This window comes from Corynebacterium sp. HMSC072A04, from assembly GCF_001809235.1.
In the GTDB taxonomy this organism is placed as follows: Bacteria; Actinomycetota; Actinomycetes; order Mycobacteriales; family Mycobacteriaceae; genus Corynebacterium; species Corynebacterium hiratae.
Map to the genome: position 1 here is coordinate 1 of NZ_KV796779.1, position 12,592 is coordinate 12,592.

Here is a 12,592-nt window from a genome sequence, read left to right on the forward strand (position 1 = left end):
AGGGTGTCCACTAAACGAGGGTAACCTCAGTATGTGCGAAACGCTACCAGCGTCTGCTGAGATGAGGCTTAGGATGAAAACGACACATGGATGCGGGCAACCACCCGAACCACGGACGCAGACTTGACCTTTTGGAAGCTGATCCCGCCACCGGAAATAATAGAAATCAAGGCAAATGCCTAAGAACAAAACTCGGGGCACTTCAAACCGTCCATCGACGTCGACCGTTTTGAGAAGGGCCCCAAGTCCGATCTCGCCTTGCTGCACCTCGAAATACCGAAGGAGCTCGACAAGTACGCCAAGGTCGCGGACGGCCATCAGTACCACGACGGTGAGGAAGCCGACTTCTACGGCTTCGGCAAGGGCTTCAAGGACGAAGACGTGGACTGGCTACAAATGGCACGTATGAAGGTCATCGCCCAGCGCGACAACATCAATGCCGGCGAGGTCACCACCATGCACGGCATCACGGGCAGCTCCAACCACGGCGACTCCAGCGGACCGGTGTTCACCAAGGACGGCGAGCTCATCGCCATCGACGTCATGGGCTCCCGCTTCGTGTGATTTGACCCCTAAACCGTATACCTCAAGTATTACCGCGACCGGACTCGCGATACGGCGGGCGTCTAACGCCTCCAGACCCACTGCGCGAGCTTCCCCCGGGGGTCAGTTCCCGACAGCAGTCGATTTTGATGTTTGCGCTCCTCTTATTCGAGGCGCGATTTGGGAGTTCGCGGAAAAGATCGCCGTTAAGGTCCGGTCTACAACTGCGGCGGGCAGGTTAGAACGAGGGGGTTCATACGCTTTTTGACATGGACTCCGGTGGGGCCATCTTGCGAGAAGCAGAACTTCCAGATACATCTTAACGGCGCGGTGGGCCGACGTTCGAGTATGACTGCTGCCGCGCTGCGCAAGACGCGAAGAACTAGACCCAGTGGTGAATCGAGGCTATTGAGCTATAGTTCTTCGTCAACCTCAGCGGTTTGTTCCGGAGTAGTTCCATATAAAGGATCGTCTTGATTCTTGGGTGGTTTGAGAACGCACTCACGGACACCATCAACATGTTCATTTAAGCTCTCAGAGACTGAGGCCCAGAGCGGGTCTAATATGAAATCGATTCCTGACCTACGCGCATGCTTAGCTGCGGGGACGAAATCGCTATCACCTGAAATCATGATGATTTGATTCACAAGTCCGCGTTCTGCCAGGGAAGCTATATCCAAGCCTATCCGCATATCTACTCCCTTCTGAGTGATATCCAGTGAGAAGTCTCGCTCAGTCAGATCTGAAACTTCAATTTCCCCGCGACAGAGCCTCTTTAGCGGCCTAGATTTAAGGGTGTACCCATTTTGGGTTTCAAGTTCTTCGCCTCGGCGTAAAGCGACTTTTCGCTTCTTTACGATTTCTTCTAGAAAGTCTATCATCCAGCGGTATTCCTCAGTTTTTCCGAGGTTCTTCTGTGTCTGCGTTAGCGGATGAAACAGCACCTTCGATGAAGGCTTGCAGTCGTAGTAGAAGATTCTATAGAGACTGCTTCCGGACTCCCGTATGTGCCTATGGCAATACCCTAAAAGTTCGTTTGCTCGATCTCGCGGATTTTTCTCGCCGAAGAGAACTCGCGCACGGTGTCTGTAAAACCCTCCGTCTACCAATATGGCCGTGACAATTGGTCGCCGAGGGAAATCATTAGCCGATTTCCCTGAAGAGTGCTTTCCCATTTTAACCTTCTGAAGAACTAGTTGGGGCCCAGTCATCGGCGCTCTCCTTATCGGTGGAGGGTCAACGGCTAGGCCCAGTAAGTCGATAATATCACAGGTTCCCTCGTCAAAGTCAATATTCGTTCCGTCCTGTGGTTCGACGAGATGCTCAAAGAATGCTCTACGACATGGGAGCGAGGCTGTCGGGGAGCGAGAACGGTCAGTCCATATTAAAATTCCGGGGGATATAACTGCTCCATTAATGGACGGTAAAACAGCCAGACTTCAGCGCATCGAGAAGACCGGCGTGCTCGTAACTTATCGATCGACCTGGCTCGAAGCTGACATCACATCACAAGTCAATCCTGACCAAGCCTGACCTCGCTCGAGCCATAAGGCATTAGTGTTGAGAAATGAACGATAGGTGGTGCCGAGAATGGTGACGCCGCAGCCTGTAGTGGAGAGCATGGCGCCATAAGAGGTCAATCTCGCCGTGCTGATCGGAGCCTTTAGAGGGATAAACTACGTACAAGTAGGCCGGATGAGGGATAGATGAAGGTCACGAGTGTTCCCAAACGAACGCTACCGCACGCAAAGAATCCTTTCACCCTTTGCAGGTCAGGGCTAAGTAACAAAAGTGTGTCTGATTCCAGTCGTTGATCCTGTCCAGGGTTAAGACCAATGCGCCGTACTTGGTGCACGCCAGTCCCTGGGCGCGGTGGGAACGAGTGCCGATAAAGCCCTGGTAAGATCATTTGATGTCGCCTTAAAGCGTAAATTCCTGCGTAACCGGAAAGTCTTTGAGAATCCCCATCACCTGCCGCCAAGAATTCTCCCGAAAGTGCTTGCGCTACAACTCGCGCAGACGACACTCCTACTGCAATCTTCTAGCCTCCCCGGATGACTTCGAAGCACTCACATTAGCTACGCTATCCCAAAACATAGCTAGCCGCCGACATGTCTACTTTCCGGGGTTCAGGCCCGCCATCGTGAGGGCTTCTTCGACCAACTCCGTGCGCATGTGGTCAGCGACCGCGAAACCGGTCAACTGCCGCCAATAGCAGTCGATGACGGTTGCCAGGTACATATTCGACCCGTCCGCGATCGGCAGGTACGTGATATCGCCGACGTAGATGGTGTTCGGCTTCTCCGCGGTGAACCGGCGTTTCAGCAGGTCGGGCAACTTCGGAGCCCGTTTCGCAGACACGGTGGTTATCACCCGGCGTTTTTGGTGTAGCCGAACAGGCCCATCTGGCGCATCAACCTGGCAATGCGCTTGTGATTGAAAAGGTCGTCGTTGGCTGGATCGGAGTTAATGGCCGCCGTCACGCGTTTCGCCCCGTAACAGCCGTTCTCGGCCGTGAACACGGCCTTGATCCTCGCTCCCAGCACCGCGTCGTCAAGGGCGCGTCGCCGGCGGGCAGGAGCAGCAGATTTCCATTTGTAATACGAGGACCGGTTGATCTTTAAAAACCTCACATAACCGCTTGACCTCGTAGAGGCCTCGGTTGTCATCAACGAACCGGAAGCGGTTTATCAGTTCGTCTCTTCCGCAAAATATTTGGCCGCCTTGCGGAGGATCTCTCGCTCCTCCCGGAGCTTGGCGTTTTCGCGTTCCAGCACGCGGATGCGTTCGGCGTCGGAGAGTCCTTCAGCAGGCGTGCGTGCGCTGTTGGCTGCGGCAATGGGGCTGGCGACTTTTTCACCGTTGGCGTTGGTTTTGGTGCCGGTGCCGAAGGCGTCGAGCCAGGTGCGCAGGGAGTTGCGGTTGACCCCGAGATCGGAGGCGATCGCGTTGAGCGTTGCTCCGGGGGTCGACTCGTACAACGAGACTGCGTCGCGCTTGAACTGCTCGGTGTAGGTCTTGCGTGGCATGGTGGAAAGGTACCTCACTTCCCCAGCGAGATGCTGGTTTCAGCGTGTCCACCACCAGGGGGTCAGGTCCGGTCAGACTTCCAGGCGCGGCGCACGAGGTCCGCGGAGCTTGCGCCTAGGGCTCCGGCCCAAGCGGTGGCCAGTCTCTTATGCTTCGAGCGGAAGAAGAGGCCGCTCCAGCCGGCGTTCAATGCGAGGTTCGCACCGAGAGCCGCGGCATGCTTGCGCGCTTGGAAAGGCCATCCGCCTTATCCCAAGGAACGGCACGGACTACTCCGTTTCCTTGTCCGCAGCGTCTTGGCGTAGGGCTTCCAATTGCTCTTGCGGAATCGAGGGTGCTGACACGCCAAACTTAGGCGCTAGGTTTTGCAATTCGTAATTGACCACAGCAACGAGCTCATCAAGCTTGTAGCCCAAGAGAAGCTGAGCCAATTCTTCCGGCGTTAACTCTTTATGTTCCGGCTTTGGCCAGTTACCACGCAGGGCCAGCGCCAACTTCGCGCGCTCCGGCACGTCAACATCAATGCGAACTTCAAGCACCAGAGTCTCACGAGTCTGACCTTGCGAAACCTGGAAAGATACTTGGCCTTTCGTTTGCACTACATCCTTCGACTGTTGTTCCCCGATGCGCTGCCCCTCAGCACGAAGCAACTGCCACGTCGCATAGCCAGCCCGTTGTTCTTTAGACAAGAGTCCCCTCCATTGTGTAGTCCATCTGCTGCAGTACTCCTGTTTCAGCGGACTCTACCGGGGCAGCGAATACAAAGTCCGTTCCCAGCTGACCACGGCCAGCCTCTGGGAATTGTTCGTGAGCCTCATTCGCGTTTGCCAAAGCGGTAATCCGCCGAGCAATTTCTTCTTTAAGCTCGGCATAGGGAGCACTTCCGTGCTGGATACGACCATCTACTACAACGTGCGCCACATACGCTTCAACGGCGTTTGCGTACGCTCGAATCATCTTCATTGTGTGGTTCTTCTTCCCAAGTCCCACCAATGATTCAAACTTGGTGACAACAGAGCGGTCGACACCCATGCGCGATGCCACCTCGCTTTGCGTCATGCCTCGCAGCTTTCGAAACTCCACGAGTTGCTCAATGAGGTCCATTTGCGACCCGATGAGGTCCCCGGGCAACGCATCCTTCGGCTTGATCGTTAACTTCGCCATTATCAATTCACCCCTGCTTTCCTATGTTCCATCCCATCATAAGCTATGTGCATTTTAATGCACATCCCTATTTCGGCGGCCATGGCCGAAAAGTGACCCGATTTTTCTGACACCATTGCTTACCTAGACGCATAGCCAGCAAAATGTCTCGATCCTGCGCCTCGTTAGTCTTACGAACCCCCTGACGCGTGTTATCAAAGATCCGCTTTTCTTTACACAAGCTCACAAGCATCTGGTGGGCCGGTTCACCCGGCCTCGAAGAAATATCGAGGAAGTACAGTCGAAAATGACGGTCCTCGCCATTTCCACCAGTTCCCCACCCTTTCAACTCGCCTAACCATGGCGGGTTCAGAATTTCATTGAGAACCCTCCTGCCCGATGGCTCCACCAATGCAACGTCATCCTCTCGGGCACCACGTTCGCCCCAACGCAGCAAAAGTTGTTGCATCTCGAGAAAAGCATCTTCATCGATACCCTCAAGATTCTGGAACTCATCCAACGCCCCCGGCAGAAACTCCCAACGCGTCAGCCCCTCGTCCGCATTGACTGCCGGCAGATACACGTGAGGCATCTCCGGAAACTCGAAATCATCCACTAGTTCCTCCCGAACTCCCCTACGCAGATATGCCCTTCAAATCTCACCTTCCGCCGTGACAAGCTCCAGCCGTGCCTGCACAGCGGTATCGTTATTCATGTTTTCTCCTGACCCCGGCACGCGTCGGCGAGTGCGATGTTGTCAATACTTTCGACAGTACGCGATTACACTAAATTATGACCTCCCGCGTCGAGCCTCTCTTTGATTTCCCCACTGTGAAAGGCCTTCATGCCGCACGTCGATGCCACCGCCCACGCCTGCCGATTCTCTGGCGGGTAGTTCTACCTGCAATCTTGGGTGCCATCGGACTGTTCTTTTCCTCCCAGGCGCCGGCTGGTTCGGTAGGCCTCTACATCGCCGTGACCGCCACCATGGGCATTCCCCCTACTGCTCGTGGCATCCGTACTCATCGGCGGCATCGCCGCACTCGAAGCCCGCCGCGCCGGCAACCTCATCTCCTCCACCTTGTCTGGAGCATAGGCATGGCGTACCCGCTGCCACTGTTTATCGACTAGGCAGGCGCGACAAGAAAGGGCACATGCTTGGCGACGCCGCGCAAATGTCCTCTCCTTAACAGTTACTGATTAGCTAGTTTTCACAAGCTACGCCGTCACCATCACGATCGAGATCGGAGCTGTAGCCAGGGTCTCCCGCATAGATCGGGGCTGCACCAGCAGCACGTACTGCAGCGCAATTTGCATAGTACGCAGCAGCTGGCGCCGGCGCCGGAGCCTGCTGTTCCTCAACAACTGGCACTTCCGGTGCCGGCTGTTCAACGTAGGCATCTACATCAGGGTCTACATCGGCATCGACGTCTGCTGGCGGCGCCATGAATCCTGCTTGCTGGTGGGCGGTTTCTTCCGTTACCTGAGCCGGACTTACTTCCGGTTCCGTCGGCAATGGGATTTCTTCAGAAGGCTGGACAGAAGAAGTCGAGGAAGTAGCCGAGCTAGAGGAGGAAGTGGTGGTTTGCGATGTCGTCGCCGTTGTTGTTGGCTCCGACGTAGGCTGAAAATCTGAGTCGGCTCCGCCGCAGCCTACAAGTAGTGCGGCAGCGCCCAGAGTAGTTACCATCAAACCAAGAGAGCGAGACATCGGGAGAACCTCCGAAAGAGAAGAATTAAGACTGCTTCATATTACAAAGGTTCACCCTGTGTGCTGGCACTTTGTGATGAGATTCCCCAAAGAGGGGGCCACCGGGGCTCAAACCCGGGACCAGCGGATTAAAAGTCCGCGGCCCAAACCGACTGAGCTATAGCCTCTATTTACACTAGACGGTGCGCTTTTCGAATACATGCACGGTTTAAGACACCCCCAAGCGACCCTTAAACTGCCTGCCCGTTATAAAATCCCAGAATTGAATCCCCCGTCTTAAGGCATTGTTTAAGCCGAATTGAAGCGTCCTGGGTTTAGTTCCGCTTCTTTTACGGCCCCGTGTTGATGGGCTCGGTGAGATAGTGCTCGGTTTCTACTTCCTGTGGGGTGGCGTAGTCCAAAGCTTCATGAAGCCGATTGGTGTTCCACCAATGCACCCACCGCAAGGTGGCCAATTCGACTTCTCCGACTGACGTCCACGGGCCCTGGGCGTGAATGAGTTCAGCTTTGTAGAGTTCGTTGACTGTTTCGGCGAGAGCGTTGTCATAAGAATCTTTGACCGTTCCGACACTCGGCCGTATTCCGGATTCCGCTAGTGCGGTGGAATATTTCAGTGACACATACTGGCTGCCCCGATCGCTATGCTGAATCAGCTGGTTTCCATGGATTCGCCCTGCAGTCGTTAACGCATGCTCCAAAGCCTCCATCGGCAGCGCGTCGGTGCGCATCGTCGAGCGTGTAGCAACACCAACAATTTTTCGGCTGAAGACATCCACGACAAACGCGGTATAGGCGAATCCTGACAGGGTGCGAACGTGAGTAATGTCGGCAACCCAAAGCCTGCCTGGCGCTTGTGCACGAAAGTCTCGCTGTACAAGGTCTGGGCGATGATCCGGCGTCTTCGGGCTAATCGTTGTCACGGGGGTTCGCCCACGTCTGCGGCCGGAAACGCCTGCGAGTTTCATTAGTCGTGCAGTCTTGTCGCGGCCGATATGAAGGCTTTCACGGTTCATCGCGTGCCACATTTTGCGGATGCCGTAGACCGAGAAATTCTCCGCGTGCACACGCTGTATCTCTGGGATGAGCAGGCTATCGCTTAAGGCTCTTGCGCTGGGAGCACGTGTGGTGGCTTTACGGTAGCCGCGTGAGGTGATGAATCCACGATCTGCTTGTTTTAGGACTCGGCAGATGGCCCCGGGCCCCAAACTGATCTTTATATGCGTCGATGTAGGAGATCATTTGGTCGTGGGTCGGTCGAGTTCCGCTGCGAAAAAAGCGGAAGCAGTCTTGAGAATCCCGTTTGCTCGTTTCAGCTCCCGGTTCTCTCGGCGCAAACGCTTGAGCTCTTTTTCCATTGTTTCGTGATCCGGCGCTTCGCGGCTGTCTCGTGTGGAGGCGCTGTCGCGGTACCACGCCCGCAACGTGTGGTGAGATACTCCACGCAGCTCACCGACCTGCGTGTAGGCGCGTTGCAGTGAGCAAGACTCCAGGCGGACCATTTCGATGATCTGATGGACCGCCTTCTCCTTGAACTCGACGGAATACTTTCTGGGCATAGCGCCTCATCCATCCTTACCTGAGGTAGGAACTAAACCCAGGACACTTCAGTAGCTTGTCAATGGCCCAAGGGCGCCACGTTCGACCTCCGATCAGACTGGCAAAAGGAGAGATATCGAGCCACGTATCTCGCTAGAGATACAGCGATTGTCGCATTCCGAAATGAAGCGCAGTCAAAACACCACCCTTTCGCTGTATTGAATCGCTAAACTAATTTTAACAAATTGTCCACCCACGCCAACCAAGGATTAGGCGACATGCTGAACGCTTTAGATGTAGGGAAAATTCACTGCTTCGCTCCGGATGCGACGCTTAATCACCTCAGGCCGAACAGCTTCATCTTTGCTCCAAACGGATCCGGAAAAACGTCTATTACCCGGTTCTTAGCAAACCTCTCCAGCTCTCCCGATTCGGCCCACTGGAGCGGCGAACCAAAGACTCTTCGAATCTTTAATTCCGATTACCAAAGGGAGACATTTGCGACTTCTGAGCTCAACGGGGTGTTCCTACTTGGACGCAACAGCATTGAATTGGACCAGCAGATCAGCCAGGCCCGTAGCGACCTAAGAAAGGCCGAAGATCGCAAAACCCAACACACAAATACCCTAGCCACAAAAGAAAAGGAGCTCAAGGATCTCAAAGCGGCAACTCAAGCATCACTTAAAGATTTACGAAATACTCTGCCAAAATCGATCCGTGACAATTGGAGAGGAAGTAAACGGGTAGACCGCCTCTGGGCAAATTCACTAGACGCGTACACCGCGGAACAGACCGAACCGTCATGGACAGATTTGGCTGAAAAGGCGGAATTGCTGTTCGATTCCAACGCTTTACCCTTCACGATTCCTCCGAGGCCTGGGCCATGGTCGGATGACGCAAGCAACCTCGAGATGTTCACCGAACTCCTAGATCTACTTCGGAAACCTCTCATACCAGCTAAAGAAGTCCCGTTTATGCAGATAATTAAGGATTTCGATCTATCAGACTGGGTGGCAACAGGGTCGAACTACGTGAATCAAATGCATCTATCGGGAGAGGATCGGTGTCCTTTCTGTCAGCAAGCACTTCCGGAAGGTTTCGAACTGATCCTCGATCAGGTTTTCGACACCCACTACACCACTAGTAAACGGAAACTCACAGACCTCCAACGAGAAATCACTGCACTCTCACAGAGCATTTCGGAATATATCGATACGCACAGTGCCTCTTTCGCTTCCGTGGGAGAAAGTAGCGAATACCAATCCCGATGTGCTTCCTTGACCGGTGCGCTAGCTGACCTAATCTCGCTCGTTGACCAGAAAATTCTCGAACCCAGCCGTCCTTTAGAGGCAGTCGACCCCCGCCCGGTCATTACTTTATTCCTGGAATCCGTCGAAAAACGTATCGATCAAATGGAACGACAGAACACTCTCCTCTCGAGGCGCAGAACGGAACAAGATACTTGGCTCGACGAAGTATGGGCCGGCTTCGCGAACGGAACTGCGTTCGAGACGCTGAAGGCCTTTCACACAAAATCGGCACCGCTCGAAAAGGCAATTGGCAAACTCACCGAAAGCATCCGACAGGACAAAGCTACGGTTGGGACACGGGCAACGGAGTTGCGCAAGCTGGAAGCACGAACAGTTTCGAGCGAATCAACTATCGCCAAAATCAACAGCATGCTCGAGCGCTGCCAATTTCACAGCTTTCGGCTCGATAGATCGGATTCGAAACAAGATGGCTATACCGTCGTACGTGTCGATGGATCCAGAGCGGATCCACTAACTCTCAGCGAAGGAGAGCGCACTTTTATTACCTTCTTATACTTCTATCAGTCCCTTTCCGCTGTCGCGACCGACGATCAAACAGAAAGACTGGTGGCCGTTATCGACGATCCAATCTCCAGTTTGGATTATTCGATTATGTTCGTGGTTTCAAGCCTAATCCGGTCCCTGCTTGGGAAGATTCGATCAGGGACTCATCCCCGATTGGATCAAGCGATAGTGTTAACTCACAATCCGCGCTTCCATAACGAAGTCGCTTATCGTCTCGACCGCTGTGGCCCCCAAGCCGTCAGCCACCATAAGATTAAGAAGCTGGCACCACAGCCAAACCAGATCGAATATTTTGCCGATACGAATCCAGTCCGCACCTCGTACCAAGAATTGTGGGCGGAAGTTGCAAATCTAGAGGGCAAGGAACAAACTACCCCCGGGTGGCTCCCCAACATACTTCGTCGAATTCTTGAGAGTTATTTCACGACGCTCGGCGGTGAGGATAACTTGTATGATCTAGCTAATGGCTGGACGCACGACGAAAAGATAGTCCATCATTCTTTGACAGCGTGGTCGCATAGTGGCTCGCATGACGTCATTATGTCCGATGACTTCAACATCGCTTCCGAATCCTGCAAAGTTTGGCTCGACGCCTTTAAAGCAATATTCGAAAAGACGGGGCATCAAGAACACTACAAGATGATGATGAGTAGATCTGTACGGCCCGAAGCGGTCGAGAGGTAGCGTTGAGGAATGCTGGGGATTTTTCATGGCGTGCGATTTCCCCAACCCCTTACTCCACGGCAACCCCGGCAATAAACCCGCCGGCACACTCCCTCACAAGCCACCCGGTCCCCGCCGCCGGACGTGCGAACAACAGCAGCTCAACCGCCATCACGCCCGCGCTCCCCAGGGGCGTCAGCCCGAGCGTGTTCAGCAGCGCGCGGTCCCGGCGACGCCTTCGCCAGAAGAGGAAGACGGTGTTGGAAATGCCCACCAGCGCGATGACGAGGGCGATGAGGCTCATCACCCGGGTGATCGAGAGCAGGCGCTCGACCATGGCGCCGGTGACGGCGCGGCGGCTGAATGACTCGGTCGTCGTCACCGGCACGTCGGCTCCAGCGGCTGCGGCGCCCCCGTCGAGCACGGCCGGGTCCTGCACCGGTGCGCCCTCCATCCGCAGCATGACGGAGGGACGCGGCGCCGCGTCGACGGCGTCGGCGACGAGGGCGGGGCCGAGAACGGTGAACAAGTTCGAGGTTTTCACCGTGGGTAGCTCAGTGTCCAACGTGGAGCCCTCCGCCAGGCTGCCGAAACCCGACTGAACGCCCCGCCGCAGCACCGGCGAGCCGGGGTCAACAGCGAAGCTCTCCGGCACGCGCAGTGGCACCAGGCTAGTCGCGACGCCCCGGGGACGCGACCAGGACGTCAGCGAGGGCGGGGTCGATGTCGCCGGTGAGGGAGGTCACGGTGGCGTCGACAAGCCCCTGCTTGCTGGCTGGGCCGATGAAGTGGGAGCGCAGCTGCTCAAAACTCGTGAGTACTGCGGCGACGAGGGCAACGGCGACCGTCACGATCCCGATCACCGACGCCGACCTGTTCCACTGCCGCGACGCGTAACTCAGCGCCAGGCCCAGCCTCGGCAGGGGCACGCGTACCCGGAGCAGCAGCGGGATGATGACGGAGAGCGCGGCGCCGGCGGTGAGCGTCGCCAGGCCCGCCGAGGCGACCGCCCGGATCACTCCCCCCGCCGCGCAGCGCGAACGCGGCGCCGGCGAACACGATCGCCGCCGCCACGAACCCAGCCCTGCAGCGCCCGGCGTCCCGAGGCCTCCGCGTTTTCGACGGCAAGCGCGCCGGCCCCGATGGCGGCGAGCCACGTGGCGGGAAGCCCGGCGTTGTCGAGGGGGAAGCGGATCCTCATTTTCTCGGTCACCGCGGGCGCGGAGCCGGCCACCGCGACCCCGGGGGCAGTCCAAGGGCGACGCCGAGGGGGCCGAGCACGTTCGCCTCGACAACCGCCGCCGCCAGAATGCCTATCGACGCCCCACCAATCGCCCTCACCAGCTTCGTCTCCCGCACCCGCGAGCCCGTGATCACGGACATCGCCGCGTAGATCGTCAGCGTGGGCACGATCGCCACCACCACGGTAAATGCCGTGAGCAGGAGGAAGTACTTGTTGCGGGACGCGAAGTAGTCGTCGCTAAGCGTCTGCACATGCGCGGCGGCGCTCACGCTCCGGGGAACTCCGTGGTCGAGCGGACCTCCCCCGAGGGCGTGTCGGTGGGCTGCGCCTGACCCCGGAAAGTGGACACGTCGGGGGTTAGGCGCTTCTACCTCTACGACAAAGATAGAAACCAGGTAACCAGCCCTACAGGGTTTGAATACACCGCGACGGGAGGTGGTTGGGACGAGACTATGGGTGCGCTGACTTACCGCGCCAATGTTGCCGTAGCGAACATCCACTTCATTGGAAAATTTCGGATATATTCGCATCGTTCTCCGCTCCGGTAGTGCTCGTGTTCCCTCTTCCTACATCAACGTATTGGCGTACGCCCTCGCTCCCTTATCTGATCACTTGCAAAATCTGATAAGACGTAGGCTGTCCCGCGTTCCGACCCAAGATACTAACCCCCTGGCTGGGCTGGCGCGTCTGGGTGTGTGAGTAATGGCCTCGGGTGGGGCGTGGGTGGTGACCGATCGGCGATCCACTACGGTCAAAACCTCCGCTTCGCTCAGCGCTACGAGCGTTCCTATTCAATCTGCTACAGGCATCGCCAAGGGCGACGTTTCAGGGATCAGGTTATCGGATGGGTTGACACATTGGTCTGAGATCACATCCTCCGCATCTGGG

At 56.2% G+C, this 12,592-nt stretch carries 11 protein-coding genes, 1 tRNA gene and 3 pseudogenes; 3 read left to right on the top strand and 12 right to left on the bottom strand.

The window, feature by feature from the left end; all coding sequences use genetic code 11:
* Nucleotides 1-213: 213 nt before the first annotated feature.
* Entirely contained in the window at nucleotides 214-564 is a 351-nt protein-coding gene (locus HMPREF2565_RS05120; RefSeq protein WP_083280872.1) for a trypsin-like serine protease, read from the top strand.
* 392 nt (nucleotides 565-956) lie between these two features.
* Here HMPREF2565_RS05120 and HMPREF2565_RS05125 read toward each other — a convergent pair whose 3' ends face one another.
* The 6 genes and pseudogenes from HMPREF2565_RS05125 to HMPREF2565_RS05150 all read right to left on the bottom strand — a co-directional run bounded on the left by HMPREF2565_RS05125 (nucleotide 957) and on the right by HMPREF2565_RS05150 (nucleotide 5,332).
* The gene (locus HMPREF2565_RS05125; RefSeq protein ID WP_070670319.1) at nucleotides 957-1,718 is read right to left on the bottom strand and encodes an NYN domain-containing protein; all 762 of its coding nucleotides are present in this window, start codon (nucleotides 1,716-1,718) and stop codon (nucleotides 957-959) included.
* A gap of 961 nt (nucleotides 1,719-2,679) precedes the next feature.
* Nucleotides 2,680-3,572, bottom strand: a pseudogene (locus HMPREF2565_RS14190) (IS3 family transposase); the annotation flags it as partial.
* Between the two features lie 62 nt (nucleotides 3,573-3,634).
* Nucleotides 3,635-3,784 (bottom strand): annotated as a pseudogene (locus HMPREF2565_RS13365) (tryptophan-rich sensory protein); the annotation flags it as partial.
* Between the two features lie 58 nt (nucleotides 3,785-3,842).
* Nucleotides 3,843-4,262 carry a hypothetical protein gene (locus HMPREF2565_RS05140; protein ID WP_070754675.1) on the bottom strand — a complete coding sequence of 140 codons (420 nt, stop codon included), beginning with the start codon at nucleotides 4,260-4,262 and terminating at the stop codon, nucleotides 3,843-3,845.
* Nucleotides 4,255-4,737, bottom strand: a complete 483-nt coding sequence (locus HMPREF2565_RS05145; RefSeq protein WP_070537925.1) for a helix-turn-helix domain-containing protein — start codon at nucleotides 4,735-4,737, stop codon at nucleotides 4,255-4,257. Before HMPREF2565_RS05145 ends, HMPREF2565_RS05140 begins: the two co-directional genes overlap by 8 nt.
* A gap of 67 nt (nucleotides 4,738-4,804) precedes the next feature.
* Entirely contained in the window at nucleotides 4,805-5,332 is a 528-nt protein-coding gene (locus tag HMPREF2565_RS05150) for a hypothetical protein (protein ID WP_070537923.1), read from the bottom strand.
* A 176-nt stretch (nucleotides 5,333-5,508) separates the two neighbouring features.
* On the opposite strand from HMPREF2565_RS05150, the gene HMPREF2565_RS13670 reads away from it, so the two are divergent.
* Nucleotides 5,509-5,847, top strand: coding sequence for a hypothetical protein (locus tag HMPREF2565_RS13670; protein WP_141741509.1), 339 nt, complete (start codon nucleotides 5,509-5,511; stop codon nucleotides 5,845-5,847).
* A 73-nt stretch (nucleotides 5,848-5,920) separates the two neighbouring features.
* Here HMPREF2565_RS13670 and HMPREF2565_RS13675 read toward each other — a convergent pair whose 3' ends face one another.
* The 3 genes and pseudogenes from HMPREF2565_RS13675 to HMPREF2565_RS05165 form a co-directional block, all read right to left on the bottom strand.
* Nucleotides 5,921-6,406, bottom strand: coding sequence for an excalibur calcium-binding domain-containing protein (locus HMPREF2565_RS13675; protein WP_246819116.1), 486 nt, complete (start codon nucleotides 6,404-6,406; stop codon nucleotides 5,921-5,923).
* A 114-nt stretch (nucleotides 6,407-6,520) separates the two neighbouring features.
* Nucleotides 6,521-6,594, bottom strand: a tRNA-Lys gene (locus HMPREF2565_RS05160).
* A gap of 162 nt (nucleotides 6,595-6,756) precedes the next feature.
* Nucleotides 6,757-7,983 (bottom strand): annotated as a pseudogene (locus HMPREF2565_RS05165) (IS3 family transposase).
* A 258-nt stretch (nucleotides 7,984-8,241) separates the two neighbouring features.
* On the opposite strand from HMPREF2565_RS05165, the gene HMPREF2565_RS05175 reads away from it, so the two are divergent.
* Nucleotides 8,242-10,482, top strand: a complete 2,241-nt coding sequence (locus HMPREF2565_RS05175) for an AAA family ATPase (RefSeq protein ID WP_071406960.1) — start codon at nucleotides 8,242-8,244, stop codon at nucleotides 10,480-10,482.
* 49 nt (nucleotides 10,483-10,531) lie between these two features.
* On the opposite strand, the gene HMPREF2565_RS05180 is transcribed toward HMPREF2565_RS05175, so the two are convergent.
* From HMPREF2565_RS05180 to HMPREF2565_RS05195, 3 genes are all read right to left on the bottom strand, one after another.
* The gene (locus HMPREF2565_RS05180; protein WP_070537917.1) at nucleotides 10,532-11,116 is read right to left on the bottom strand and encodes a hypothetical protein; all 585 of its coding nucleotides are present in this window, start codon (nucleotides 11,114-11,116) and stop codon (nucleotides 10,532-10,534) included.
* A 16-nt stretch (nucleotides 11,117-11,132) separates the two neighbouring features.
* Nucleotides 11,133-11,312 carry a hypothetical protein gene (locus HMPREF2565_RS13680; protein WP_141741506.1) on the bottom strand — a complete coding sequence of 60 codons (180 nt, stop codon included), beginning with the start codon at nucleotides 11,310-11,312 and terminating at the stop codon, nucleotides 11,133-11,135.
* Between the two features lie 358 nt (nucleotides 11,313-11,670).
* The gene (locus HMPREF2565_RS05195) at nucleotides 11,671-11,973 is read right to left on the bottom strand and encodes an ABC transporter permease family protein (RefSeq protein ID WP_070537911.1); all 303 of its coding nucleotides are present in this window, start codon (nucleotides 11,971-11,973) and stop codon (nucleotides 11,671-11,673) included.
* Nucleotides 11,974-12,592: the final 619 nt, after the last annotated feature.